At 71.1% G+C, this 24,730-nt stretch carries 23 protein-coding genes; 4 read left to right on the forward strand and 19 right to left on the reverse strand.

Going from position 1 to position 24,730, the window contains the following annotated elements; translation table 11 throughout:
• Positions 1-307: 307 nt before the first annotated feature.
• The gene (locus KS03_RS15755; RefSeq protein WP_015877106.1) at positions 308-916 is read right to left on the reverse strand and encodes a hypothetical protein; all 609 of its coding nucleotides are present in this window, start codon (positions 914-916) and stop codon (positions 308-310) included.
• 312 nt (positions 917-1,228) lie between these two features.
• Here KS03_RS15755 and KS03_RS15760 point away from each other — a divergent pair, with 312 nt between their 5' ends.
• Positions 1,229-1,765, forward strand: coding sequence for a peroxiredoxin family protein (locus KS03_RS15760; RefSeq protein WP_085962374.1), 537 nt, complete (start codon positions 1,229-1,231; stop codon positions 1,763-1,765).
• Positions 1,766-1,840: 75 nt separating this feature from the next.
• Here the strand turns inward: KS03_RS15760 and KS03_RS15765 are convergent, their stop codons facing one another.
• The 3 genes from KS03_RS15765 to KS03_RS15775 all read right to left on the reverse strand — a co-directional run bounded on the left by KS03_RS15765 (position 1,841) and on the right by KS03_RS15775 (position 6,549).
• Positions 1,841-3,208 carry a sigma-54-dependent transcriptional regulator gene (locus KS03_RS15765; RefSeq protein ID WP_015877108.1) on the reverse strand — a complete coding sequence of 456 codons (1,368 nt, stop codon included), beginning with the start codon at positions 3,206-3,208 and terminating at the stop codon, positions 1,841-1,843.
• Between the two features lie 46 nt (positions 3,209-3,254).
• Entirely contained in the window at positions 3,255-5,174 is a 1,920-nt protein-coding gene (locus tag KS03_RS15770; protein WP_080569342.1) for a sensor histidine kinase, read from the reverse strand.
• A gap of 88 nt (positions 5,175-5,262) precedes the next feature.
• Positions 5,263-6,549: a dicarboxylate/amino acid:cation symporter gene (locus KS03_RS15775; protein WP_017433591.1), complete on the reverse strand. Its 1,287-nt coding sequence runs from the start codon at positions 6,547-6,549 to the stop codon at positions 5,263-5,265.
• Between the two features lie 170 nt (positions 6,550-6,719).
• On the opposite strand from KS03_RS15775, the gene KS03_RS31435 reads away from it, so the two are divergent.
• Positions 6,720-7,055, forward strand: coding sequence for a hypothetical protein (locus KS03_RS31435; protein WP_127913925.1), 336 nt, complete (start codon positions 6,720-6,722; stop codon positions 7,053-7,055).
• Here KS03_RS31435 and KS03_RS15780 read toward each other — a convergent pair.
• The 3 genes from KS03_RS15780 to KS03_RS15790 are packed head-to-tail and all read right to left on the reverse strand — an operon-like array spanning position 7,031 to position 11,615.
• A complete protein-coding gene (locus KS03_RS15780) occupies positions 7,031-8,197 on the reverse strand; it encodes an acyl-CoA dehydrogenase family protein (protein ID WP_015877111.1) in 1,167 nt (388 codons plus the stop codon). The two genes, KS03_RS31435 and KS03_RS15780, sit on opposite strands and share 25 nt — an antisense overlap.
• A 14-nt stretch (positions 8,198-8,211) precedes the next feature.
• Entirely contained in the window at positions 8,212-9,429 is a 1,218-nt protein-coding gene (locus KS03_RS15785) for an acyl-CoA dehydrogenase family protein (protein ID WP_045678851.1), read from the reverse strand.
• 56 nt (positions 9,430-9,485) lie between these two features.
• Positions 9,486-11,615 carry a 3-hydroxyacyl-CoA dehydrogenase NAD-binding domain-containing protein gene (locus KS03_RS15790; RefSeq protein ID WP_015877113.1) on the reverse strand — a complete coding sequence of 710 codons (2,130 nt, stop codon included), beginning with the start codon at positions 11,613-11,615 and terminating at the stop codon, positions 9,486-9,488.
• Between the two features lie 149 nt (positions 11,616-11,764).
• Between KS03_RS15790 and KS03_RS15795 the strand changes: the two genes are divergently transcribed.
• Positions 11,765-12,688: a LysR family transcriptional regulator gene (locus KS03_RS15795; protein ID WP_015877114.1), complete on the forward strand. Its 924-nt coding sequence runs from the start codon at positions 11,765-11,767 to the stop codon at positions 12,686-12,688.
• A gap of 120 nt (positions 12,689-12,808) precedes the next feature.
• Here the strand turns inward: KS03_RS15795 and KS03_RS15800 are convergent, their stop codons facing one another.
• The 6 genes from KS03_RS15800 to KS03_RS15825 form a co-directional block, all read right to left on the reverse strand.
• Positions 12,809-13,864 carry an ABC transporter permease subunit gene (locus tag KS03_RS15800; RefSeq protein ID WP_088499454.1) on the reverse strand — a complete coding sequence of 352 codons (1,056 nt, stop codon included), beginning with the start codon at positions 13,862-13,864 and terminating at the stop codon, positions 12,809-12,811.
• Positions 13,861-14,655 (reverse strand): taurine ABC transporter ATP-binding protein, encoded by a 795-nt coding sequence (locus KS03_RS15805; protein ID WP_015877116.1) that lies wholly within the window; start codon positions 14,653-14,655, stop codon positions 13,861-13,863. Before KS03_RS15805 ends, KS03_RS15800 begins: the two co-directional genes overlap by 4 nt.
• Entirely contained in the window at positions 14,652-15,686 is a 1,035-nt protein-coding gene (tauA, locus tag KS03_RS15810) for a taurine ABC transporter substrate-binding protein (protein WP_017433139.1), read from the reverse strand. The genes KS03_RS15805 and tauA overlap by 4 nt, the downstream gene beginning before the upstream one ends.
• Before the next feature lie 265 nt (positions 15,687-15,951).
• The gene (lipA, locus tag KS03_RS15815; RefSeq protein ID WP_015877118.1) at positions 15,952-16,938 is read right to left on the reverse strand and encodes a lipoyl synthase; all 987 of its coding nucleotides are present in this window, start codon (positions 16,936-16,938) and stop codon (positions 15,952-15,954) included.
• On the reverse strand, positions 16,931-17,683 hold the full coding sequence (gene lipB / locus KS03_RS15820) for a lipoyl(octanoyl) transferase LipB (RefSeq protein ID WP_015877119.1): 753 nt from the start codon (positions 17,681-17,683) through the stop codon (positions 16,931-16,933). The genes lipA and lipB overlap by 8 nt, the downstream gene beginning before the upstream one ends.
• Positions 17,684-17,724: 41 nt before the next feature.
• Positions 17,725-18,048, reverse strand: coding sequence for a DUF2917 domain-containing protein (locus KS03_RS15825; RefSeq protein ID WP_017424681.1), 324 nt, complete (start codon positions 18,046-18,048; stop codon positions 17,725-17,727).
• A gap of 101 nt (positions 18,049-18,149) precedes the next feature.
• On the opposite strand from KS03_RS15825, the gene KS03_RS15830 reads away from it, so the two are divergent.
• Positions 18,150-19,151, forward strand: a complete 1,002-nt coding sequence (locus KS03_RS15830) for a transcriptional regulator GcvA (RefSeq protein ID WP_015877121.1) — start codon at positions 18,150-18,152, stop codon at positions 19,149-19,151.
• Positions 19,152-19,255: 104 nt separating this feature from the next.
• Here the strand turns inward: KS03_RS15830 and KS03_RS15835 are convergent, their stop codons facing one another.
• From KS03_RS15835 to KS03_RS15860, 6 genes are all read right to left on the reverse strand, one after another.
• On the reverse strand, positions 19,256-19,564 hold the full coding sequence (locus tag KS03_RS15835) for an HP0495 family protein (RefSeq protein ID WP_015877122.1): 309 nt from the start codon (positions 19,562-19,564) through the stop codon (positions 19,256-19,258).
• A 36-nt stretch (positions 19,565-19,600) separates the two neighbouring features.
• Positions 19,601-20,512, reverse strand: a complete 912-nt coding sequence (locus KS03_RS15840; RefSeq protein ID WP_015877123.1) for a D-amino acid aminotransferase — start codon at positions 20,510-20,512, stop codon at positions 19,601-19,603.
• 119 nt (positions 20,513-20,631) lie between these two features.
• Positions 20,632-21,933: a D-alanyl-D-alanine carboxypeptidase family protein gene (locus KS03_RS15845; protein WP_015877124.1), complete on the reverse strand. Its 1,302-nt coding sequence runs from the start codon at positions 21,931-21,933 to the stop codon at positions 20,632-20,634.
• Positions 21,934-22,230: 297 nt separating this feature from the next.
• Positions 22,231-22,863, reverse strand: coding sequence for an alpha/beta hydrolase (locus tag KS03_RS15850; protein ID WP_015877125.1), 633 nt, complete (start codon positions 22,861-22,863; stop codon positions 22,231-22,233).
• A 152-nt stretch (positions 22,864-23,015) separates the two neighbouring features.
• Complete coding sequence (locus KS03_RS15855; RefSeq protein WP_015877126.1) at positions 23,016-23,339, reverse strand: (2Fe-2S) ferredoxin domain-containing protein; 324 nt, start codon at positions 23,337-23,339, stop codon at positions 23,016-23,018.
• Between the two features lie 183 nt (positions 23,340-23,522).
• Complete coding sequence (locus tag KS03_RS15860) at positions 23,523-24,725, reverse strand: VanZ family protein (protein WP_015877127.1); 1,203 nt, start codon at positions 24,723-24,725, stop codon at positions 23,523-23,525.
• Between the last annotated feature and the right edge of the window lie 5 nt (positions 24,726-24,730).

Consider the following 24,730-nt stretch of genomic DNA (forward strand, 5'->3'; position numbering starts at 1 on the left):
CCGAAATCGGCCGGCCGTGTGCCATGCCTTCGCCCGGCGCCCGCGCGAATTTCGCAAGCCGTTGAATTGTCAATCGTTTTTTTATGCGGTAAAAACGGCGTAGCCCGCTTTGAAAGCATCCGGGACGGGCGTCCGGCAGTCGCGCGGGAGGCTTGTCAACAAAGTTATCCACACCCGCCGTGGGCACGGAAAAATCCCGCAAAATCCGCCGGCTAGCGGCTTTTCCGGGGCGCGCCCGCGGCTGTCCTCGCGCCTCGCCGTGCAGCAATCCGCCGCCTTTCCGACGGCGGCGCGCGGCCACGGGGGTTCAATCCAGCTTCAACGAACCGAGGAACTGGTCGAGCGCCTCCGCCGGCAGCGGGGTATCGGCGATCGCCACCGCCTGATAGACATGCGCGCCGCGCGCGACGAGCCGCGCCACCATCGTCTTGCCGGCTGTCGCCTGCGAGGAGCCGGCCGGCCCGCCGCGGATCGTCAGCTCCACGCCGGGCGTGCTGCCGCCCGCCGCGAGCGGCACCGCGACCTCGCGCACCACCGGCTGCGCGCGCAGATTGCGCGCCAGCGCGGCGCGCAGCGCCTCGAGCACCGCCCGGCGGCCGGCCTCGCTCGGCTGCGGCAGCGTCACCGTACCGACCGCGAACACGGCGCCGGCCACGTGCGCGGCCTGCATCCGCATCGTCAGCGGCGCGCCGCCGATCTCGACCGTGCGCGCATCGACGGTGGGCCGTGCCGGCAGATCGATCGTGTAGCCGGCGTCGCTATGCAGCGTGCGCCAGTCGAGCGCGGGCGAGCAGCCGACGGCGGCAGCCGCCGCCACCGCCAACAACAGGCAGGCGCGGGCGCGTGCCAGCAAGGCGGCCGCGCCGCGCGGGAAGCGCCGTGCGGCCGCCGGCGCACGGAAATCAGGGATGGACATGTCGGATCAACCAGCGGCGGCCGTGGCCGCACGCAACGAGCGCAACGGAAACCCGCGAGAAGGCACACGCCTCGCCGCCACACGGGCGCGGCAGGCGACATTATCGTCGCCGCGGCGCCGCGCGCGGCGAAATGGCCGGCATCAGCGAAAACCGCCGCGCCGCGCGTGGCGCAGCATGGGCCGGACCGCCAGCCGCCGGTCCGCGACTCGCCGGGCCACGCGTGCGCCGCGCCCGATACTTCACATGGTTTGACGGTACAATGAACGCCGCCCGCGCAACGCCGCGCGGGTTTTCGCCTGGCCGCCGAGGTACTGCCGATGAGCCCCGCTCCCTCCTCCTTCCGCACCAGCCCGCTGCGCTACGTCGCGATCGCCGTGCTGGCCGCCGCGATCGCCGTGGCCGGCTATTTCGCGCTGAACGGCAAGTCGAGCGTGCCCGACGCCACCTTCACGCTGCTCTCGGGCCAGAAGGTCTCGACCGCCTCGGACCTGAAGGGCAAGGTCTACCTCGTCAACTTCTGGGCGACCAGCTGCGAGACCTGCATGAAGGAAATGCCGCAGATGGTCGACACCTACAACCGTTTCAAGGGCCAGGGTCTCGAATTCGTCGCGGTGGCGATGAGCTACGATCCGCCGATGTACGTCGCGAACTACGCGCAAACGCGCCGGCTGCCGTTCAAGGTCGCGCTCGACGACGGCTCGGTCGCCCGCCAGTTCGGCAACGTCCAGCTCACACCGACCACTTTCCTGGTGGACCGCGACGGCAAGATCCTCAAGCGCTACGTCGGCGAGCCGCAGTTCGCGGAACTCGACCAGCTGCTGCAGAAGGCGCTCGCCACGAACGCGTAAGCGCGCCGCCTTGCCAAGGCCGGCCGCGCCGCGTGGCGCCGCCGGCCTTCGTCCATCCAGGCGGCGCGCGCCGCCTCAGCGTTCGTGCTCGCCCTTGGTCGACAGCCCGTAGCGCTTGATCTTCTCGTAGAGCGTGGCCTTGCCCACGTGCAGCCGGTCGGCGGTGGCGGCGACGGCGCCGCCTGTCTGCGTCAGGGTGTCCGCGATCACGGCGCGCTCGAACTGCTCGACGCGCTCCTTCAGCGACTGCTCGGCGCCCGCCTCGTCGCGCGCCTCGGCGGCGCCCGCGCCGGCATCGGCCAGCCCTTCGGCCACGCCCAGCACGAAGCGGTCGGCGGCGTTGCGCAGTTCGCGCACGTTGCCGGGCCAGTCGCGCTGCATCAGGCTCTCGCGCTGGCGGTCGGTCAGGTGCGGCGCGGGGCGCCCGTAGCGCACGGCCGCGTCGAGCATGAAGTGCTCGAACAGCGGCACGATGTCCTCGCGCCGCTCGGCCAGCGGCGGCAGCGCGATGGTGACGACGTTGAGGCGGTACAGCAGGTCGCGCCGGAACGTGCCGGCCGCCACGTGCTCGACCATGTCGCCCTTGGCGGCGGCCACCACCCGGCAGTTCACGCGAATCGGCTGGTTCGAGCCGAGCCGCTCCAGCACGCCGTCCTGCAGCACGCGCAGCAGCTTGACCTGCAGCGCGAGCGGCATGCTCTCGATCTCGTCGAGGAACAGCGTGCCGCCCGAGGCGTACTCGAGCTTGCCGACGCGGCGCTTGGCGGCGCCCGTGAACGCCCCGGGCTCGTAGCCGAACATCTCCGACTCGAACATCGGCTCGGGCAGCGCTCCGCAGTTCACGGCAATGAACGGCTTGTCGCGGCGCGGCGACATCTCGTGCAGGCTGCGCGCGATCAGTTCCTTGCCGGCGCCGGTATCGCCGTTGATCAGCACCGACGCGTCGGTCGGCGCGACGTTGGCGATCAGCCGCCGCACCTGCTCGATCGCCGGGCTGCGGCCGATGATGCGCGGCGCGACCAGGCCCTGCACGGCCAGCTCGCGGCGCAGCGCGAGATTCTCGAGCACCAGCTCGCGCCGCTCGATCGCGCGGCGCACCGTCTCGATCAACCGCTCGGAGGCGAACGGCTTCTCGATGAAGTCGTAGGCGCCGTCGCGCATCGCCTGCACCGCCATGCTGATGTCGCCGTGGCCGGTGACGAGGATCACCGGCACGTCCGGCGCGCGCTCGCGGCACTGCGCGAGCAGTTCGAGGCCGCTTGCCCCCGGCAGCCGGATGTCGGACACCACGGCGCCGACGCGCTCGCCGAGGATCGCCTTCTCGGCCGCTTCGGCCGAGCCGAAGCCGGCCACCTCGAAACCGGCGAGCTGCAGGCTCTGCACGGCCGCGCGTCGCACCAGTTCGTCGTCTTCGATATAAATCACCTGCAGGCGGTTCGCCATCTTCCCTCACGCGGATTGCTGTCGATGCCGCGGCCGGCGCGATCCGTCAACGGCCGGCGGACATCGTCTGCGGATGATGCGTGTACGCGCGGCGCAGCGTCAAGACGAATACCGCGCCATGATCGGGTGCGTTTCGCGCAACGATCGAGCCGCCCGCATCGCTGGCGATCGACGACGAAATCGCCAGACCGAGGCCGAGCCCGCGCCCCATTTCCTTGGTGGTGAAGAACGGCTCGAACAGGCGCGGCAGCAGCTCGGGCGGCACGCCGGGGCCGTTGTCGGCCACCGTGATGACGATCGTCGCCGGCGTGGCCTCGATGGTCACGTCGATGCGCGGCGCGGCCACGCCGCCGACCGCGTCCAGCGCGTTGCCGAGCAGGTTGATCAGCACCTGTTCGAGACGGAGGTCCTCGCAGATCGCCACCAGGTCCGGATATTCGAGTGCGGGGTCGAATCGCTGCGCGCCGTCCTGCGGATGCAGCGCATCGCTGAGCGTGACGGTGAGCGCCACGCCCTGCAGCCGCTCGCGCAGCAGCGAGGCGACGTTGCGCAGCGCGCGCGAGACCAGCGCCCGCTCGTTGCGCGGCCGCGCGCGGCCGACGAACAGCTTCAACTGGTTGGTGATCTTGCCCATCCGCTCGGTCAGCGACGCGATCGCCTCCAGGTTCTCGCGCGCGGCAGCCTGCTCGCCGCGATCGAGCAGCACGCGGGTGTTGTCGGAGAAGCTGCGCAGCGCGGCGAGCGGCTGGTTCAGCTCGTGCGTGATGCCGGCCGCCATCTGGCCGAGCGCGGCGAGCTTGCTGGCCTGCACGAGCTCGTCGTGGGCGGTGCGCAGCTCCAGCTCGGCGCGAATCCGCTCGCCCACCTCCTTCTGCAACTGCTCGTTGGCCTGGGAAAGGTCGGCGGTGCGCTCGGCCACGCGCTGGTTCAGCTCGGCATAGGCGTTCTGCAGCAGCGTGCGGCTGCGGATCATTTCCTTGACGCGCGCGCGGCGCATGCGCCAGTAGAACGCGAACAGGCACAGCGAGACGAAGCCGAAGCCGGTCACCACGGTGGCGTTGCGCGCGTCGGTGTCCACCGGCTCGATGGGCGCGAGCGTGACGAGCCGCCAGTCGGGCTCGCCGAGCCGGCGCGTGCTGGCCAGGTAGCGCGGCGCACGCATGCCGGCGCCGATCCGCACGATCTCGGCATCGGGGCCGAGCACCTTCTCGACGCGGATCGGCACCGGCGTGACCGGCTGCTGCGCGTACTGGCGCGTGGCGAAGATCGACTCGGCGACGCTGCCGGTGAGCGGCTCGAGCGTGTGGTACTTCCAGGCCGGCACCGACGACAGGAAGATCACGCCGTGATCGTCGGCCACCACCAACGGCTCGGACGCATCGGCGCCCTGGAACCATTCGAGGTTGAGCTTGACCACCGCCACGCCGACGATGCGCCCCTCGCGCCGCACCGGCTGCGAGATGTAGTAGCCGGGATCGTGCGAAACCGTGCCGATCCCGAAGAAGCGGCCCACGCCGCCGCGCATCGCATCGATGAAGTACGGCCGGAACCGGTATTCCATGCCGACGAAGCTGTCCGGCTCGCGCCAGTTGCTGGCGGCCACGCAGTGCCCGTCGGCGGCGATCAGGTAGGTGGTGGTGGCGTGCGCGTGGCGGGTCAGGTCGTCGAGGTAGCGATTGGCGCGCTCGACGTCGCCGGGTACGCCGGGATTGGCGAGCACGTCCTGCACGAGCGGATGGCCGCCGAGCAGGTACGGCAGCGATTCGTAGCGGTCCAGGGTGCTTTTCAGCGCGCTGGTGGTGCGGTCCACGCGCACCGCCGCGTTGCGGCGCAGATCGTCCACGCCGCGCTGCCAGGTGATCGTCCAGGTCAGCGCGCAGGCCGCCGCGAGCAGCGCGACGAGCACCAGCAGGACGAGCAGGCGGCGCTTCACGTTCGCGATTTCCGGAAAGTGGGAATCGCTCATTGTGGCATAGCCGCCCGCCCGAAACGGGGCGGGGCCGGCCCCGCCCGGCAGCGGCGGCGTATCGCGCACCGCTGCAGGAGGCCTCACGTCAGACCTGCGCGGGGCTGCCGTCGACCGTGGCCTCGCCGTTCAGCGCGGCGCGCAGCTTGCTGCGGTCGAGTTCCTTCTCCCATGCCGAGACGACGATCGTCGCCACGCCGTTGCCGACGATGTTGGTCAGCGCGCGGCACTCGCTCATGAAGCGGTCGATGCCGAGGATCAGCACCATGCCGGTGAGCGGAATGGTCGGCACCACGGCCAGCGTCGCGGCCAGCGTGATGAAGCCCGCGCCCGTCACGCCGCTCGCGCCCTTCGAGGTCAGCATCGCGACGGCCAGCAGCGTGAGCTGCTGCATCCAGCTCAGCTCGATGTTGGTGGCCTGGGCGATGAACAGCACCGCCATCGTCATGTAGATGTTGGTGCCGTCCAGGTTGAACGAGTAGCCGGTGGGCACCACCAGGCCCACCACCGAACGCGAGCAGCCCGCCTTCTCGAGCTTCTCCATCAGCTGCGGCAGCGCCGCCTCCGACGAGCTGGTGCCGAGCACGATCAGCATCTCTTCCTTGATGTAGGCCACGAAGCGCAGGATCGAGAAGCCGGTGTAGCGCGCCACCGCGCCGAGCACCACCACCACGAACACCACCGAGGTCAGGTAGAACGTGCCGATCAGCTTGAGCAGCGGCACCAGCGAGCCCACGCCGTACTTGCCGATGGTGAACGCCATCGCGCCGAACGCGCCGATCGGGGCGAGCTTGGTGATGATGTGGACGATGCCGAACAGCACGCGGCTGATGCCCTCGATGAAGTCGGTCACCACCTTGCCGCGCTCGCCGATATGCGCGAGCACGCTGCCGAACAGCAGCGCGATCAGCAGGATCTGCAGGATCTCGCCCTGGCCGAACGCGTCGAACATCGTGTTCGGGATGATGTGCATCAGGAAGTCGACCGTCGACTGGCCATGCGCCTTGGCGGCATACGACGCCACTTCCTTGCCGTTGAGCGTGGCCGGATCGATGTTGAAGCCCGCGCCCGGACGCAGCAGGTGGGTGGCCGCGAGGCCCAGCACCAGCGCGAACGTCGAGACGATCTCGAAGTAGAGCAGCGCCTTGCCGCCGACGCGGCCCACCTTCTTCATGTCCTGCATGCCGGCGATGCCGGTCACGACCGTGCAGAAGATGATCGGGCCGATCACCATCTTGATCAGCTTGATGAAGCCGTCGCCGAGCGGCTTCATGTCGACGGCGAGCGACGGGTAGTAATGGCCGAGGATCACGCCGACGATGATGGCGCAGATCACCTGCACGTAGAGCACTTTGTAGAACGGTTTCTTCTTCACGATGGGTCCAGATTCCAGAAGGGTGAAGGGAGTCGAAGTGTCGGCGTCACGCACGCGGGCGAATGTCAGGGGGGAGCGCCATTCGCCCGCGCGGCTGCCGTGCCGCAACAAGCGACGGCCTCAAGCCATCCGGGGGGAAGGATACGGGTGGGGCGTCATCGATTGTCTCCTTGCTGCTGTCGTTGTCCAGCCGGAAGACCGGCCTTGCGACAAATACACGCAAGCTCGATGCCAGCCTGGAGAAATCACTTAAATATTTGATTTATATATATTTCCTCAGCAACCGGGGGCGCAGCGAATCCGACTTTCCGGAAATCCGGAAACAATCGCGTCCGGCATTCCGGACGGGTGAAAAAGTGTGCCGGAACGGCGCTGGCGGCGGCGCGCACCGCCCCCCACTCCCGCGCGCGGCGGCCGAGGCGCTCGGCAACGGTCCGGGGCCGGCCTCGCGGCCGGCGCGCAAGCGCCCGGGCCGCACGGCTCAGGCCCGGCCGAGCGCGATGTAGCGGGCCAGGTGGTGATCCTCGTCGCCCAGTTGGTGATCGATCATCACGAGCCGCTTCGCGTAATGCGCGAGCGGCAGCTCCCAGGTCATGCCGATCCCGCCGTGCAGCTGGATCGCTTCCTCCGCCACGCGCGCGCCGGTGCGGCCGATCGTGTACTTGGCGGCCGACAGCGCGCGCTCGCGCGCCGCGCGCGGCAGTTCGAGCGCGGCCGCCGCGTTGATCACCGCCGAGCGCGCCTGCTCGATCTCGAGCAGCAGGTCCGCCATGCGATGCTGCAGCGCCTGGAAACCGCCGATCGGCTGGCCGAACTGGCGGCGCGTGCGCAGATAGTCGATGGTCTGCGCGCGCACCACGTCCATCGCGCCGATCGCCTCGGCGCCGAGCGCCAGCAGCCCGAAGCCGGTCACGCGTTCGAGCAGCGCAGCGCCGTCGCCCGCCAGCCGCGCGCCGGCGTCGAGCGCGACGCGCTCGAAGCGCACCTCGGCCGCGCGGCCGCCGTCGATGGTCGGATAGGCGCGCACCGACACGCCGGGCGCCTCGCGCGGCACCACGAACAGCGCGAGGCCGGCGGGGTCGTCGTCGTCGTCACCGCCGGCGGCCGCGCCGTCCGCCTCCGCGAGCCGCGCCGAGACGACGAAGAAGGTCGCGCTGCCGCCGTGCGCCACCACGCCCTTCTCGCCGTCGAGCCGCCAGCCTTGCGCGGTGGGCAGCGCGCGCGTCGCCACGCGATGCGGCTCGTAATGGGTGCTCGGCTCGGTATGCGCGAACGCCGCCACCGCGCGGCCGTCGAGCAGCGCCGCAAGCCGCTCGCGATGGACGGCGGCGCCCTGCCCCTGGCCCGCGCCCAGCGCGAGCGCGCGGCCGGCCATCAGCGCGCCGAGGAACGGCTCGACCACCAGGCCGCGCCCGAGGCATTCGAACACCACCGCGATGTCGAAGCCGGCGCCGCCGAAGCCGCCGTCGGCCTCCGGAAACAGCGCGCCGAGCACGCCGAGCGCGGCGAAGCGGCGCCAGAGGTCGTCGCTGTAGCCGGCCTCGCTGCCGACGATGCGCGCGCGCACCGCGAAGCCGTATTGCTCCGCCACGAAGCGGTTCAGCGAATCGGCGAGCATCCGGCGATCCTCGCTGTGAGTAAAGTCCATGCGGCCTCCGTCCGTTACAGTCCGATCAGCGTCTTCGCGACGATGTTCTTCTGGATCTCGTTCGAGCCCCCGAAGATCGACAGCTTGCGATGGTTGAAATACTGCGCGGCGGCGCTGGCCGCGCCGTCGGGGCCGGGCACGGCGCCTTGCGGGTCGCCGCCGTCGGCCGCCGCGTCGGCATCGAGCGCCGCGTCGACGAACGGCGCCGCGTAAGGCCCCATCGCGCGCCGCATCAGCGACGAGATTTCCTGGCGGATCTCGGTGCCACGGATCTTCAGCATCGAGCTCTCGGCGCCGGGCGCGCCGCCGCCGGCCACGGCCGCGAGCACGCGCAGGTTGGTGGTCTTCATGTTTTCGAGCTCGATCTCGACGCGCGCGAGGCGCGCGGCGAACAGCGGATCCTCGGCGAGCGGCCGGCCGTGGCGGCGCACCTTGGCAGCCACCGCGCGCAGCCGGTCGAGCGCGGCCATCGAGAGGCCGACTCCGGCGATGTTGGTGCGCTCGTAGGTCAGCAGGTATTTCGCATAGGTCCAGCCGCGGTTCTCCTCGCCGACGAGGTTCTCCACCGGCACGCGCACGTCGGTGAAGAACACCTCGTTCACCTCGTGCTCGCCGTCGAGCAGCACGATCGGCCGCACCTCGACGCCGGGCGTGGCCATGTCGATCAGCAGGAAACTGATGCCCTCCTGCTTACGCACGTCGGTGGCGGTGCGCACCAGGCAGAAGATCACGTTGGCGTAGTGGCCGAGCGTGGTCCATGTCTTCTGGCCGTTTACGACGTAGTGATCGCCGTCGCGCACCGCGCTGGTGCGCAGCGAGGCCAGATCGGAGCCGGCGCCCGGCTCCGAGTAGCCCTGGCACCACCAGTCGCTGCCGTCGAGGATGCGCGGCAGCCAGTGGCGCTTCTGCGCCTCGCTGCCGTATTTGATCAGCACCGGGCCGAGCATGTTGACGCCGAACGGCACGATGCGCGGCGCTCCGGCGATCGCGCATTCGTTGTCGAACAGGAATTTCTGCACGACGCTCCAGCCGGGCCCGCCGTATTCGCGCGGCCAGTGGCTCGCCAGCCAGCCGCGCGCGTTGAGGATCGCGTGCCAGCGCGCCATGTCGTCGCGCGTGAGGCGCAGGCCGCCCTTCACCTTGCGCGACAGCGCCGGCGGCAGCGCGTCGGCGAGGAAGCGCCGCACCTCGTCGCGAAACGCTTCTTCTGCGGGGGAGAAATCGAGATTCACCGGATCGGCTCCGGTCGGGATCGAATGGGTCGGGGTCGCGTCGCGGGCGGGCAGGCTCAGCCGGCGCGATTGAGGCTCGCGAAGGTCTCGCCGCGTTCGGCCAGCTCCACCAGCAGCGGCGAGGGCCGCCAGAACACCGGGTCCTCGGCGGCATAGCGGCGGATCCCGGCCAGCACTTCGGGCAGGCCGAGCGTGTCGGCGTAATGGAGCGGGCCGCCGCGATGGCGCGGAAAGCCATAGCCGTGGACCAGCACCACGTCCACGTCGAGCGGGCGCAGCGCGATCTTCTCGTGCAGCACGTTGGCCGCCTCGTTGATCATCGCGGCCAGATAGCGGCGCACGATCTCGTCGGCGTCGAACGCGCGCGGCACGATGCCCTTGGCCGCGCGCTCGGCCGCGATGATCGCCTCCACCTCCGGGTCGGGCTGGCCGCCGCGCGCGCCTTCCGGGTAGCGGTAGAAGCCGCGCTGCGTCTTCTGCCCGAACCAGCCTCGCTCGCAGAGCCGGTCGGCGATCGCCACGTAGCGCAGCGCCGGATCGCGCGTGGCCGCGCGGCGCTTGCGCGTGGCCCAGCCGATGTCGCCGCCCGCCAGGTCGATCACCTGGTACGGCCCCATCGGGAAGCCGAAGCCGCGGATCGCCGCGTCGATCTCGTACGGCGACGCGCCGTCCTCCATCAGGTAGTCGGCCGCCGTGCGGTACACCGCCAGCAGCCGATTGCCGATGAAGCCGTCGCAGACGCCCGCGCGCACCGCGACCTTGCGCAGCCGCTTCGCGAAGCCGAACGCGGTGGCCACCACCGCGGCGCTCACGCGCGCCGGCACGACGATCTCGAGCAGCTTCATGCGGTGCGCGGGCGAGAAGAAATGCAGGCCGATCACGTCGGCCGCGCGCGGCCCGGCGGCGGCGGCCAGCGCGTCCACGTCGAGATACGAGGTATTGGTGGCAAGCACCGCGCCCGGCTTGGTGAGGCGCGCGAGTTCCGCGAACACGGCCTGCTTGACCGCCATGTCCTCGAACACGGCCTCGATCACCAGATCGGCGTCGGCGAGCGCGTCGTAGCCGGTGCTGCCGGTCAGGCGCGCGAGCCGCGCGTCGCGTGCCTGGGCAGCGAGCCGCCCGTTGGCGACGAGCGCGTCGTAGACCTTGGCGACATGCGCGCGGCCGCGTTCGAGCGAGGCTGCGTCGCGCTCGATCATCGTCACCGGCAGCCCGGCGTCGAGCACCGCCACCGCGATGCCGGCGCCCATCGTGCCGCCGCCCACCACGCCCACGCGCTCGACCGGCCGCGCCGCGGCACCCTCGGCGCCGGGCGCCTTGGCGGCCTCGCGCTCGGCGAAGAACGCATGGACGAGACCCGCGCGCTGCGGGCTGTCCAGGCAGGCCAGGAACAACTCGCGCTCGCGCTGCAGGCCCGCGTCGAACGGCAGCGTCAGCGCGGCCTGCACCGCCTCGACGATGCGCTGTGGCGAGAACAGCCCGCGTGAACGCCGCGCCACCTCGGCGCGCGCGGCCTCGATCGCCGCCTCGGCGGCGGCGCGGTCGGCCAGCCGCTGCGCGTCGCGCGTGCGGCGCACCGGCGCGGCGGCGGCCAGCAGTTCATGCGTGTAGGCGAGCCCTTCGGCCAGCGTGTCGTCGCTGGCGGCCACGCGATCGACGAGGCCGAGCCCGAGCGCCTCCTCGGCGCCGACGTGGCGCCCGCTCAGCATCAGGTCGAGCGCCGCGGCCGCGCCGATCAGGCGCGGCGCGCGCTGGGTGCCGCCGGCGCCGGGCAGCAGCCCGAGCAGCACCTCGGGCAGGCCGAGGGTGGCGCCCGGCAGCGCGATCCGGTAATGCGCGGCGAGCGCCACCTCGAGCCCGCCGCCGAGCGTCGCGCCGTGCAGCGCCGCCACCACCGGCTTCGCGCTGTCCTCGATGCGGCGGCACACGTCGGGCAGCGCGGGCGGCTGCGGCGGCTTGCCGAACTCGCGGATATCGGCGCCCGCGATGAAGTTGCGGCCGGCCCCGACGATCAGCACCGCCGCCACGGCGGCATCGGCGGCGGCCGCGTCGAACGCCTCCGCGAGGCCGCGCCGCACCTCGGCGGACAGCGCGTTGACGGGCGGATGATCGACGGTGACGACGAGCACCTTGTCACGGCGCTCGCGCGTGACGGTGCCGGAGGCGGACGGAAGCGGCGTGGACATCGGGTCTCCTCGAATGGAACAGCGGCGGCGGGCGGCCGCGGCCGGGCTGGCGATGCCGTCGATTCTCGATTGATCGAGCGCGATTGACAATTTCAGGATCGTTTTACAAGCTGTCAAAGTTTTTTTGACAATCGGCGGTGGGCACCGTGATGGACCTGAACGCATTGACGCTGCTCGTCGAGATCCTCGACGCCGGCAATCTCAGCAATGCCGCGCGCCGGCTCAAGATGAGCCGCGCCAACGTCAGCTACCGGCTCAACCAGCTCGAGAAATCGGTCGGCCTGCAGCTGGTGCGGCGCACCACGCGGCGCATCGAGCCGACCGAGGTGGCGCTGCGGCTCGTCGAGCACGGCCGGCGCATCCAGCACGAGCTGCTGGCCGCGCGCGAGACGGTGGCCACGCTCGGCCAGGAACTGCAGGGGCGCGTGCGGCTGTCGGTGCCCAGCGGCTATGGGCAGATCGTGATGTCGGACTGGCTGATCGCGTTCAAGCGGCGCCACCCGGGCATCGTGCTCGACGTGGTGTTCGAGAACCGCGTCGAGGACCTGCTGCGCGACGAGGTGGACATCGCCGTGCGCGTGCTGGCCGAGGCGCCGCAGAATCTGGTCGCGCGCGACATGGGCGCGGTGCGCTACGTGGCCTGCGCGTCGCCCGAGTTCGCCGCGCGGCACGGCATGCCGGCCACGCTCGACGCGCTGGCCGACGCGCCCGTGATCACCGCCACCGTGGTCGGGCGGCAGTTGCGGATCGCCGCCTATCTCGACGGCGAGCGTCACGAGGTGCTGCTCGCGCCCACGCTGATCTCCGAGAATTTCCTGTTCCTGCGCCAGGCCGTGCTGGCCGGGCTCGGGGTGGGCATCGTGCCCGACTACGTGATCCACGACGACTGGCGCCGCGGCGCCGTGGTCACCACGCTCGACGCCTACCGGCTCAGCATCTTCGGCACGCGCATGGCGCTGCTCTACATGCCGAACCGCCACCATACGCGCGCGATGGCCACCTTCATCGAGTTCATCCTCGACGAGGCGCGCAAGTCCGGGCGCGCGGTCGACCCGCCCGGCGCCCCCGCTTGAGGCAGCGCGCCCGGATCCCGGGCGCAGCCCGCCGCGCGCGGCGGCCGGGCGATGTCAGGGCCGCGGCCGGTCGCGCGGCCGATCCGACGCGCTTGCGCGGCACGGCGCCGGAGGCCGGCGCTACCCGCGCCCCTTCCACGGCACGAGGCGCCGCTCCAGCGCGCGCATCGCCAGATCGAAGCCCCACGCGATCAGGCCGATCAGCACGATGCCCATCACCACCACGTCGGTGCGCAGGAAGCTCGACGCGTTGAGCACCATCTGCCCGAGCCCGGCCGTGGCGGCCACCATCTCGGCGGCCACCAGCGTGGTCCAGCCGAAGCCGATGGCGATCCGCAGCCCGGTCAGGATCTCGGGCAGCGCGGCCGGCAGCACCACGTGGCGCACCACCTGCGCGGCGCTGCCGCCGAGCGACCAGGCCGCGGCGATCTGCTCGCGCGTCGCGCCGCGCGCCCCGGCGCGCGCGGCCATCGCGATCGGCGCGAAGCAGGCCAGGAAGATCACCACGATCTTGGCAGTCTCGTCGATGCCGAACCAGATCACCACCAGCGGCAGATAGGCAAGCGGCGGCAAGGGCCGGTAGAACTCCAGCGGCGGATCGAGCAGCCCGCGCGCGACGCGGCTCACGCCCATCAGGAGGCCGACCGGAATGCCGATCAGCGCGGCCAGCGCGAACGCACTGAACACGCGCAATGCGCTCCAGCCGAGCTGCACGGCAAGCGGCACGCCGCCCTGCAGCTTGCCGTGCCACGCCTCGACGAACGCGCGCCAGACCGCGGCCGGCGCCGGCAGGAACAGCGGCGGCACCCAGCCGAAGTGTGTCGCGCCCCACCAGAGCAGCGCGAGTCCGGCCACCGACGCCGCGCTGAGCGCCGCCGTCGGCCCCTCGCCGGGGCGCCGCGAGCCGTGATGCACGCGCCGGCGCGCCGCCGTGCGCCGTGCGGGCGGCGGCGCGCCGCGGCGCACGCGGGCCGGCCCGGCGCGCGGCGGATCGAGGCCATGCTCGCGCGAGCCCGCCTCGGCGCTCGCGGCCGCCCCGGCCGCCGCCCCGGCCGCCGCCCCGGCCGCCGCATCGGCTGGCGCAGCGGCTGCCCGATCCACGCCGGCAAGCCCCGGCCCGCCGCCGGCCCAGAGATCGAACGCCGTGTCGCGCGTCCCCGCCTCGCGCCCGCTCATGCCGCCTCCGCCGCGTCGCGCCGATGCAGCAGGCCGATCAGCCGTTCGCGCCATGCGATGAAGTCGGGCGCCGACTTGACGGCCCGCGCATCGCGCGTGGCCACGAAGCGCCGCGCGAACGGCAGCGCATGCGATTCGGCGATGCGCCCGGGCCCCGGCGTCATGACCACCACGCGCGTGCCGAGAAACAGGGCTTCCTCCACGTCGTGCGTGATGAAGAACACCGTCTTGCCGGTGCGCGCCCACAGATCCAGCACGAGCGTCTGCATCGCTTCGCGCGTGAGCGCATCGAGCGCGCCCATCGGCTCGTCCATCAGCAGCACGCGCGGCTCGCCGGCCAGCGCGCGCGCGATGCCCACGCGCTGCTGCATGCCGCCCGAGAGTTCGTAGACGCGCGCGTGCGCATGCCGTTCGAGCCCGACCAGCGCGAGCATCCGGCGCGCGCGCAGGTGGCGCTCGGCCTTCGGCACGCGCTGCAAACGCAGCCCGAGCGCGACGTTGTCGAGCACGTCGAGCCACGGCAGCAGCGCATATTTCTGGAACACCACGCCGCGATCGGCGCCCGGGCCGCTCACCGGGGCGCCGTCGATGCGCACCTGGCCGGCGCTCGGCGCGACGAAGCCGGCGATGCAGTTCAGCAGGCTGGTCTTGCCGCAGCCGGACGCGCCCACCGCCACCACGAACTCGCCGGCCTCGATCGACAGGTCGACCCCGGCCAGGGCCTGCGTGCCGTCGCGCCCGCGCTCGCCGGGATAGGCCACCGACAGCTGCCGGATCTCGAGCAGGCTCATCGCGCGGCCGCCTTCACGAAGCGCGGATCGACGCCGACCGAATAATCGGGCAGCACCGTCTGGATCGTGCCCTGCGTCTTCAGAAACGCCGCCGTGGCGGCCAGCGACCTCGCCGCGCCCGCTTGCGCGCCCCCGCCCAGCCAGGTGGCCGACGCCTGCTCGGCGAGCGACGGAAACGCATAGAGCGCGAGGCTCGCCGGCACGTCGCCGGGGTTCGCGCCCGACTCCTGCGCGATCGCCGCGGCCTGCGCCGAGCCCTTGCCCCAGGCGGCCGGATGGGCGCGATAGTCGGCGTCGGCCGCCGCCAGCACCTTCACGAAGCGCGTGACGAACTCGGGATGCGCGTTCGCGAAGCCGCGCGCGACCACGAAGCCGTCGAAGGTGGCCTTGCCGCTCGCCTTGGCGACCCGCCCCGAGGTGGTCAGCACCGTGCCGCTTTGCTTGACCTTCGCGAGCACCGGGTCCCAGATGTAGGTCGCGTCGATGTCGCCGCGCGCCCAGGCCGCCGCCACTTCGGGCGGGCGCAGGTTGACGATCCGCACGTCGTTCGGGTTCACGCCCGCCTGCTGCAGCGCCACCAGCGTGTGGAAATGCGAGGTGGAGACGAACGGCACGCCGATCCGGCGGCCCTTCAGCCCGGCCACGCTGGTCACGCCCGGACCGTTGCGCGCGACCAGCGCCTCGGCGTCGTTGATGTCGTCGAGAATCCAGAACAACGCGATGTCCACGCCCTGCGAGAGGCCGGCCGCGATCGGGCTCGAACCCGCCTCGCCCAGCTGCACCGAGCCGGAGGCGAGCGCGCGGATCACGTCGGCGCCGCTGCCGAGCTTGCGGAACGTGACGTGGTAGCCGGTCGCCTTCTCGACTTCGCCGGTGGCCTGCGCGTAGCGCCACGGCACGACCATGTCCTGGTAGGCGATCACCACCTCCCTGTCGGCCGCGCGCGCCGCGGACGGCAGCACGGTGGCGGCAAGGGTGGCAAGGGCGGTGGCGAGCGCGGCGGCGGCGCGGGCGGGGTTCAAACGCGGCATGGCGGTCCTCGGGTCGGGAAGCGGCACGAAAGCGCCCGACTATAGAGGCCTTGGCACGCCTGCGGTTCTAACGATTCCTGCGATGCAATTGACGCTGCCGCCGCTATGCTTTTCGCGTTCGGGCGGATGGCGGCGACGGCATCGCGGCGCGGGCGCGGCGGCAGCACGGCGGCCCGCGACCAGCGGGCCAAAAAGAGCGAAAGCCCGCCGGAAGGCGGGCTTTCGTGTCGTGCTGTCGGGCGGCGCAGCGGCCGCCGGCGGGCTTTCAGACCACGCCCGCCCCATGCGCCTGCAGATCGGCGTGGTAGCTCGAACGCACCATCGCGCCCACGGCCGCGTGCGTGAAGCCCATCTTGTAGGCCTCTTCCTCGTACATCTTGAAGACGTCCGGATGCACGTACTCGCGCACCGGCAGGTGGTGCTCGGACGGCTGCAGGTACTGGCCGATCGTCAGCATGTCGACATCGTGCTCGCGCAGGTCGCGCATCACCTGCAGGATTTCCTCGGGCGTCTCGCCCAGGCCGACCATCAGCCCCGACTTGGTCGCGACTTCCGGGTGCAGCGCCTTGAAATCCTTCAGCAGCTTCAGCGAATGCGCGTAGTCCGAGCCCGGGCGCGCTTCCTTGTAGAGGCGCGGCACCGTTTCGAGGTTGTGGTTCATCACGTCGGGCGGCGCGGCGTTCAGGATGCCGATCGCGCGATCGAGACGGCCGCGGAAGTCGGGCGTGAGGATCTCGATGCGCGTCTCGGGCGACTGCTCGCGCACCTGGCGGATGCACTCGACGAAGTGGCCGGCGCCGCCGTCGCGCAGGTCGTCGCGGTCCACGCTCGTGATCACCACGTACTTCAGGCGCAGCGCGCCGATGGTGCGCGCGAGGTTGGCCGGCTCCTGCGGATCGAGCGGATCGGGGCGGCCGTGGCCGACGTCGCAGAACGGGCAGCGGCGCGTGCACTTGTCGCCCATGATCATGAAGGTCGCGGTGCCTTTGCCGAAACACTCGCCGATGTTTGGGCAGCTCGCTTCCTCGCAGACGGTGTGCAGCTTGTGCTCGCGCAGGATCGTCTTGATCTCGTTGAAGCGCGAGCTGCCGGTGGCCGCCTTCACGCGGATCCACTCGGGCTTCTTGAGCTTCTCGATCGGCACGATCTTGATCGGAATGCGGGCCGTCTTCGCCTGGGCCTTCTGCTTCGAGGTCGGATCGTAGGCGGCGACCGGATCGGCCGATGCGGGGGTTGCGGTTACGTCAGTCATTCGAATGTTCCAGTGCCTGCGGCAAAGCGGCGGCGATGGCGCCGTCGAGGTTGGCGGTCAGACGGCGCACGAGCGTGCCGGCCACGTCGCGCCAGTCGGCGCTCACGCCGACGGTCGCCATGTCGACCGTTTCGAGTCCCGCGTAGCCGCACGGATTGATCGCGAGAAACGGGCGAAGGTCCATCCGCACGTTGAGGCTCAGGCCGTGATAGCTGCAGCCGTTGCGGATCTTGAGCCCGAGGGCGGCGATCTTCGCGCCGGCATGCGGCCCCGATTCCACATAGATACCGGGCGCGCCCGCCTTGCGGACCGACGCGAGATTATACGCCGCGAGGGTTTCGATCACGGCCTGCTCGATGCGCTCGACCATGCCGCGCACCATCAGCTTGCGGCGCCGCAGGTCCACCAGCAGGTAGGCGACGATCTGGCCCGGGCCGTGATAGGTGATCTGCCCGCCGCGATCGACCTTCACGAGCGGCACGCCGCTGTCGGCGACGAGCAGGTGCGAAGGGTTGCCGGCCTGGCCGAGCGTGAACACGGGCGGATGTTCGACGAGCCAGATCTCGTCGGGCGTGTCGGGCGAGCGCGCATCGGTGAACGCGCGCATCGCCTCGAAGGTCGGCTCGTAGGGGACCGAGCCCAGCCACCGCACGGCGATCGGCGGCAGCGCGGCGGCCTCGGAGCCAACCGCGCTGCCAGGCTCGGTGGAGATGGGGGACGGAATGGAAACCGGCGGCGCTGACATGGACGCTAGTTTAGCGAAAAGCGGCACGCGCCGCGCGCCGCTCAGACCGTGCGCCAGCCGTCGGGAAAGCGTGCCAGCCAGTTGGCGAGCCGCGCGAGCAGCGTGTGCGCGGCCTCGCGCGGCGTGGCCGCGACGCTGAACGACACGCAGGCGCTGCCGGGGCCTTCCACGCCGAGCCACAGCCGCTCGCCGCGGCGCAGGCGCAGCGAGGCGCCGGACGCCAGAAAATAATCGTCCACGTCGTGGCTGCGGGTGGCCCAGACGGTCGCGCCCTGCACCGCCAGACGCGTGCTGCGCACCACTTTCATCGGCACGATCTCACCGGGCTGGATTTCGAAGGTGACGCTTGAAGAAATTTCTCTCATGATGCGCTCCGGGAACGGCGGTGGAATGACTACAATCGTAGACACATCAACGGCTTGCGCAAAACGAGACGTTTTCACGTTCTTGTGAGAAAAATTAGCAAGTGGACGCTCTGAAACTTCCCCCGCTGAACGCGCTGCGCGCGTTCGAGGCCGCGGCCCGCCACGAGAGCTTCTCGCGCGCGGCCGACGAGCTGTTCGTCACGCACGGCGCGGTCAGCCACCAGGTCCGCGCGCTCGAGGAGGAGCTCGGCGTGCCGCTCTTCACGCGCAACGGCCGGCGGCTCGCGCTCACCGAGGCCGGCGAGCGCTACGCGCGGCAGGTGCGCGCCGCGCTGACGATGCTGATGGACGCGACGCGCGAGGTCTGCGCGCCGGACCGGCCGAACCGGCTGATCGTGTCGTCGCTGCAGTCGTTCGCCGCCCGCTGGATCACGCCGCGGATCGGCTCGTTCATCGACCGGCACCCCGCCATCGACCTCGAACTGAAGTCCACCGATTCGCTGACCGATTTCTCGCGCGACGACGTCGACGTGGCGATCCGCTTCGGCCGCGGCCACTATCCGGGGCTGTACGTGGAAAAGCTGTTCGACGAGGCATTTCTGCCGGCCTGCGCGCCGACGCTGAACGGCGGCGTGCTGCCGCGGGAGCCGGCCGACCTGGCGCGCTACCCGCTGCTGCGCTCCGACGACGAGCTCTGGCGCCCGTGGTTCGACGCGGCCGGCCTCGCCACGCTGACCGAGCCCAAGCGCGGGCTGCTGTTCCAGGATTCGTCGCAGCTGGTGCAGGCCGCGATCGACGGCCAGGGCATCGCGCTGGTGCGCCGCTCGCTGGCCGCGGCCGAACTCGAGGCGGGCCGCATCGTGCGTCTGTTCGACATCCTCGGGCCGAGCCCGTGGCACTGCTATTTCGTCTGTCCGCACTCGCGGATCCAGCTGCCGCGCGTGCAGGCGTTCCGCAGCTGGCTGCTGGAGGAGCTGGCGCGCTTCGAGCAGAGCTGGGCGCGCGTGATGGCGCGGCCGGCGGCCAGCGCGGCGGCCGCGCGCACGGCGGCGGGCGCAGCCGGCACGCCCGGCGCAATCGGGCCGGCCGGCGAGGCGGCCTGAGCCGGGCGCGAGCGCCGGCAGCAAGGCAGCGGCGCGGGCAAGGCTGCCCGGCAAGGGCGCAAGCAAGACGCGGCGGCGCGCGGGCGGCGCCCGCCGGCGCGGGTCTACAGCACGACCTTGACCATCGGATGGCCGGTCAGCGAGCGATAGATGTCGTCGAGCTGCTGCTGGCTGGTGGCGCGCACGGTGATGGTCAGCCCCGTGTAGTTGCCGCCGCTGGACGAACGCTCCTCGATCTTCTCCAGATCGATCTCGTTGTCGTGCACGGCCACCACCTTGAAGATGGTGTCCTTGAACTCGGGATGCGCGCGGCCCATGATCTTGATCGGGAAATCGCAGGGAAATTCGAGCAGCGTGTCCTTCCTGGCATCGATCGCACCAGTCAGCTCGACTGTCTTGGTCGGTTCGGTCATTTGGCTTCTCCAGAAGGAATCGGTGAAAACGGGTGTTCAGGCGAGCGCCAGCTCGCGCGCCTTGGCGCGCTGGTAGGCCTCGTAGAGCGCGATGAACACGGGGCCGGGGCGGCCGTCCTGCACCGGCAGGTCGTCGAGCGAGGTGACGGGCAGGATTTCGCGCGTGGCCGACGTCAGCAGGATCTCGTCGGCCGCGCGCAGTTCGGCTTCGTTGATCTCGCGCGCCACGAACGCGATCCCGCATTCCTCGGCAAGCTCCTCGACAAGCGCGTAGCGGATGCCCTCGAGGATCCGGTTGCTGCGCGGCGGGGCCAGCAGTTCGCCGTTCTTCACGATCCAGACGTTGGTCGAGGAGCCTTCGGTGAGATTGCCGTCGCGCAGCTGGATCGTCTCGAAGGCCTTGCGTTCGACCGCATGCTGGGCCATCAGCACGCTGCCGAGCAGCGAGGTCGCCTTGATGTCGGCATGCAGCCAGCGGCGGTCTTCCGCCGTCACGCAGCGCACGCCGGTGGTACGCATCTCGTTGCCGGGCAGCGCCAACGGGCTGACCATCATGAACACGGTGGGCACGATGTCGGCCGGATAGGCATGGCCACGCTCGGCGACGCCGCGCGTGATCTGCAGATAGACCTTGGCGTGCTCGCCCTCGTCGAAGCCGGCCGCGTTGGTGGCGAGCAGTTCGTCGATCAGCGCGCTCCAGCCCGCGTCGTCGCGCGGGTTCGGGATGGCGAGCTTCTTGAGGCTGCGTTCGAGGCGCGCCAGATGCTGGGGCAGCCGGAACGGCGTGCGGCGGCCGTCGTGCGCGTACACCGGCACGACCTCGTAGACGCCGTCGCCGAAGACGAAGCCGCGATCGAGGACCGGCACGCGCGCCTGCGACAGCGGCACCCGTTGCTCCTCGGCCGAGATGCTCAGATAGACGACCGGATCGAAATCAGCTTGGCTCATGGCGATCAAAAACTCCGAATGGCGATGCGTCCGAGTCGACCACGGCACAGCGCGGGTTGCGGCAGCTCGGCATGGCCCGGCGCGGCGCGCGCGCCGGGCCATGCCGCACCGGCGTCTGCTTACTTCTTGCTGAACATCAGCAGGATCGAATCCCAGAGACGGCCGAAGAAGCCCGCTTCCGGCACCGCCTGCAGCGCGACGATCGGGAACTGCGCGACCGTCTTGCCGTCCGCCACGAACTGCACCGTGCCGACCTGCTGGCCTTCGGCGAGCGGCGCGATGAGCGGCGTGTTCAGCGTGACCTGCGGCTTGAGCTTGTCGCCCGCGCCCTTGGGCAGCGTCACGAACTGGTCCTTCTGCACGCCGACCGGCACCGAGTTGACCCGGCCCTTGTAGACGCGCGGCGTTTCCACCGCCTGGCCGCCCTTGTAGAGGCGCACCGTATCGAACGCGCTGTAGCCGTAGTTCAGCATCTTCAGGCTGTCCTGCACGCGGTCGCTTTCCCTCGGCTCGCCCATCATCACCGTCACCAGGCGGCGCGAGACGTCGGCCGAGCCCGGCAGCGGGCGCTTGGCCGAGGCGATCAGGCAGTAGCCGGCCGCCTGGGTGTGGCCGGTCTTCAGGCCGTCCACGGTCGGGTCGATCCACAGCAGCCGGTTGCGGTTGGGCTGGCGGATGTGGTTGTAGGTGAAGTCCTTCACCGAGAAGATGTTGTAGTAGTCGGGGAAGTCGCGGATCAGGCGCGCCGACAGCACGGCGAGGTCGCCCGCCGTGGTGTAGTGCTGCGGGTCGGGCATGCCGTTCACGTCGGCGAAGTGGGTGCCCTTCATGCCGAGCTTCTGCGCCTCGGCGTTCATCATGTTGACGAACTGCGCTTCGCTGCCGCCGACCAGCTCGGCCAGCGCGATCGCGGCGTCGTTGCCCGACTGGATGATCATCCCGTAGACGAGATCATGGACCGACACCGGCTTGTTCGCCTCGATGAACATGCGCGACTCGTCGGTGCCGACGCGGCGCACCGCCTCGCTCGGCGTCACGATCTGCTCCATCGAGATCTTCTTCGACGCGAGCGCCTCGAACACCAGGTAGGCCGTCATCAGCTTGGTCAGCGAAGCGGGCTCGACGCGCTCGTCCGCGTTGCCGGAGGCGAGCACCTGGTTGCTGCTCGCGTCGACCAGCACCCACGAGCGCGCGTTGACGCCGGGCGGCGGCACCGCGCCCGGCAGGTAGGTGGCCGGCGCGCCGGTCGGCGCCTCGGCGGCCGCGGCGGCCTTGGCCCTGGCGGCGGGCTTGGCCTGCGCGACGGCGACCGTGGTCACGAGCGCGGCGGGCATGACCACACCGAGCGCGACGTTGCGCGCGGCGGCGGCCAAGGCGGTGGAAGAAGCGAGGGACTTGAGGCCTACGGAGGACAAACGCATGATCGATTCAGGCAGATGGCAGAAAGTGCTGCGCACGGGGCGCGAGATCGGGGAACCGGGACGGCGAGCGGTCCGGCCGCGGCATCTGGGCGGAGCCGGGCGCGACGCGCGGAGTTGGACAGGCGGCAGCGGCATCGGTTCGCGCGGCGCGTGTTTCACATGGCGCAGCCGAACCCGCCAGCCGCACCGGACCGGGCGCGCGGCGCAGGCAAACCCGGCCATTATACGGGCGCGACGGCGGCCTCCGCCCGCAAGCAGCGTTTTCGTCGCGCGGAACGGACAGGCCGCGGCCCGGCTTCAGCGCCAGGCGTCGGTGATCACGCGCCGGAGGATGTGCAGCTTGCGGTGGAAGAAATGCTCGGCGCCCGGGATCACCACCACCGGCAGTTCCTGCGGCCGCGCCCAGTCGTAGACCGAGGCGATCGGCACCGTGTCGTCGGTCTCGCCGTGGATCACGAGGGTATCCTCCGGCACCTCGGCCACCTCCCAGCGGCTCGCGGCGGTGCCGACGAACACCATCCGCTCGATCGCCGCGCCCTGCTCGCGCAGGCGCCTCGCGACATGCGACAGCACGAAGGTGCCGAACGAGAAGCCGGCCAGCACGAGCGGCAGCGCGGCCTGGCCCGGCTGCGCGCGCAGGTGCGCGATCACGGCGAGCAGGTCGTCGGCCTCGCCGTGGCCGTTGTCGTGGGTGCCTTCGGTCGCGCCAACGCCGCGGAAGTTCGAGCGATAGACGGTGTAGCCGAGCTGGGTGAAGGTGCGCGCCAGCGTCTGCGCGACCTTGTTGTCCATCGTGCCGCCGAACAGCGGGTGCGGATGCGCCACCAGCGCGACGCCGCGCGTGGCGGTGCCAGCGGGCGGCTGGTCGACGGCGATCTCGATGCGGCCGACCGGGCCGTCGATCAGGAATTTCTCGGTTTGGGCATTCATGGCGGCGCTTCGCTGCGAGGTAACGATGAATCGGGTGAATCGGCTGAATCGGCGGGAGCGCCATGGGAAAGCGGCGGGCCGAACCGCGCCGGCAGCGCGCGCCACCGCCGGCCGAGGCCGCGCGGCAAGCCGACGAAACGGCCCGCGCGCGCTCAGATCGTCAGGCGCTCGACCACCTTGCCGTCGCGCAGATGCGATTCGACGATCTCGTCGATGTCCTGCTTGTCGACGTAGGTGTACCAGGTGCCCTCGGGATACACCACCATCACCGGCCCTTCCTCGCAGCGGTCGAGGCAGCCGGCCTTGTTGATGCGAACCTTGCCGGCGCCCGCCAGGCCCAGTTCCTTCACGCGCTTTTTCGCGTATTCCTGCATCGACTGCGCATCGCAGTTCGCGCAGCTCGAACGATCGGCGCCAGGATCGCGCTGGTTCAGACAGAAGAAGACGTGATGCCGGTAGTAGGAGTTGCCGTTCATGGTGTGGGAGCCGCCCGCGTGCGCGAGGCGCCGCCGGCCGAATCGGTGAGGTGGGTGCACGATTATAGCGAGCGGTGGCCGCGGCCGCTGAGGCCGCTCGCGGATGTCGTTTTCGTGACGGGCGCCGGTCTTTTCGTGATGCGCGCGTGGCCGGCCGGCGCGGGCAGCTTGCCGCCCAGCCGCTCAGCGGCCCTCGCGTTTCGCGCCGTCCCGGCCGCGCGCGCGGCGGCCGAGCCAGCCGCGCTCGGCGCGCCACGCGAGCCAGATCAGCGCCGCGTAAGGCCAGATCCACGCCAGCCAGCGCGCGATGCCGTTGAAGTGCAGGTAGCGGCCCTGGCTCCAGCCCGACAGCGTGTAGTCGAAAAACGGGTTCACCGGCAGCACGTTGACGAGCACGAGCGAGACGGTGAGCGCTGCGGCGGCGGCCGTGGCGCGCCAGACCGCGCGCAGGCGCAGCGCGGCGAGGCCGGCCTCGAGGCCCAGCGCGATGCCCGCGCAGCCGCCCGGCGTGGCCCAGTCGAACGCCAGGCCGCTGCGCGACTGCACGAAGGTGGCGGCCAGCTTGAGCACCAGCACCACGGCGACGAAGCCGATCACGAGACGCTGGCGCGGCGCCTCGCGGCGCATCGTCAGCGACGCGAGCGCGAGCGCCGCGAACAGGCCCAGCGCGGCGAGCAGGGCCTCCCAGGCGGTGGCCGACAGGCGCGCGTCGAGCGCGTAGAACGCGTCGGACCAGCCCGCCACGCGCCAGCCGGCCGGCGCCCAGGCCAGCAGCGCGGCGCGCATCGACACGTCGGCGCGATCCCACAGCTCGCTCGGCCAGCTGCCGATGCCGAACAGGAACGGCGACGGGAACAGCACCGCGAACGGCCACAGCGCCGACAGCAGCAGCGGCGTGGCCGCGTCGCGCTCGAACCACGCGTCGCGCAGCCGGCGCAGCATGCCGCGCTCGATCAGCGCCGGCACGGCGGGCGCCGCCAGCAGCGCGCCGAGCAGGGCGCCGAGCGCATTGGCGCCGAGATCGAGATTCGAGGCGACGCGGGTGGGCAGATAGGTCTGCAGCGCCTCCATCGCGCCCGACACCAGGGTGCCGAACAGCGTCGCGGCAAGCACGGCGGCCGGCCCGCGCACGCGCGGATGCAGCGCGCCCACCGCGAGCACGCCGAGCGGCAGGTAGCCGAGCACGTTGGTGACCACGTCGAAGCCGGTCCAGTAGCGCGGCATCGGCGCGAACAGATAGTCGAACGCGCCGACGCCGAGCGAGCGCCAGCCGGAGAACGGATACAGCGAGGCGTAGACGATCAGCGCGGCGTAGGCCGCGAACAGCCGCCGCCCGAGCGACGAGGCATGGGGCGCGGCTCGCGGCGGCGACGCGCCGGCCGTCATCGCGG

The sequence above is a fragment of the Burkholderia glumae LMG 2196 = ATCC 33617 genome, assembly GCF_000960995.1.
GTDB classification, from domain to species: domain Bacteria; phylum Pseudomonadota; class Gammaproteobacteria; order Burkholderiales; family Burkholderiaceae; genus Burkholderia; species Burkholderia glumae.

Excerpts from the sequence above, each read along its gene's own strand:
- KS03_RS15755 (WP_015877106.1), bottom strand. The coding sequence starts at position 916 with ATGTCCATCCCTGATTTCCGTGCGCCGGCGGCCGCACGGCGCTTCCCG.
- KS03_RS15765 (WP_015877108.1), bottom strand. The coding sequence starts at position 3,208 with ATGGCGAACCGCCTGCAGGTGATTTATATCGAAGACGACGAACTGGTG.
- KS03_RS15770 (WP_080569342.1), bottom strand. The coding sequence starts at position 5,174 with ATGAGCGATTCCCACTTTCCGGAAATCGCGAACGTGAAGCGCCGCCTG.
- KS03_RS15780 (WP_015877111.1), bottom strand. The coding sequence starts at position 8,197 with ATGGACTTTACTCACAGCGAGGATCGCCGGATGCTCGCCGATTCGCTG.
- KS03_RS15790 (WP_015877113.1), bottom strand. The coding sequence starts at position 11,615 with ATGTCCACGCCGCTTCCGTCCGCCTCCGGCACCGTCACGCGCGAGCGC.
- KS03_RS15795 (WP_015877114.1), top strand. The coding sequence starts at position 11,765 with ATGGACCTGAACGCATTGACGCTGCTCGTCGAGATCCTCGACGCCGGC.
- KS03_RS15800 (WP_088499454.1), bottom strand. The coding sequence starts at position 13,864 with ATGAGCGGGCGCGAGGCGGGGACGCGCGACACGGCGTTCGATCTCTGG.
- KS03_RS15805 (WP_015877116.1), bottom strand. The coding sequence starts at position 14,655 with ATGAGCCTGCTCGAGATCCGGCAGCTGTCGGTGGCCTATCCCGGCGAG.
- tauA (WP_017433139.1), bottom strand. The coding sequence starts at position 15,686 with ATGCCGCGTTTGAACCCCGCCCGCGCCGCCGCCGCGCTCGCCACCGCC.
- lipA (WP_015877118.1), bottom strand. The coding sequence starts at position 16,938 with ATGACTGACGTAACCGCAACCCCCGCATCGGCCGATCCGGTCGCCGCC.
- lipB (WP_015877119.1), bottom strand. The coding sequence starts at position 17,683 with ATGTCAGCGCCGCCGGTTTCCATTCCGTCCCCCATCTCCACCGAGCCT.
- KS03_RS15825 (WP_017424681.1), bottom strand. The coding sequence starts at position 18,048 with ATGAGAGAAATTTCTTCAAGCGTCACCTTCGAAATCCAGCCCGGTGAG.
- KS03_RS15835 (WP_015877122.1), bottom strand. The coding sequence starts at position 19,564 with ATGACCGAACCGACCAAGACAGTCGAGCTGACTGGTGCGATCGATGCC.
- KS03_RS15840 (WP_015877123.1), bottom strand. The coding sequence starts at position 20,512 with ATGAGCCAAGCTGATTTCGATCCGGTCGTCTATCTGAGCATCTCGGCC.
- KS03_RS15845 (WP_015877124.1), bottom strand. The coding sequence starts at position 21,933 with ATGCGTTTGTCCTCCGTAGGCCTCAAGTCCCTCGCTTCTTCCACCGCC.
- KS03_RS15850 (WP_015877125.1), bottom strand. The coding sequence starts at position 22,863 with ATGAATGCCCAAACCGAGAAATTCCTGATCGACGGCCCGGTCGGCCGC.
- KS03_RS15855 (WP_015877126.1), bottom strand. The coding sequence starts at position 23,339 with ATGAACGGCAACTCCTACTACCGGCATCACGTCTTCTTCTGTCTGAAC.
- KS03_RS15860 (WP_015877127.1), bottom strand. The coding sequence starts at position 24,725 with ATGACGGCCGGCGCGTCGCCGCCGCGAGCCGCGCCCCATGCCTCGTCG.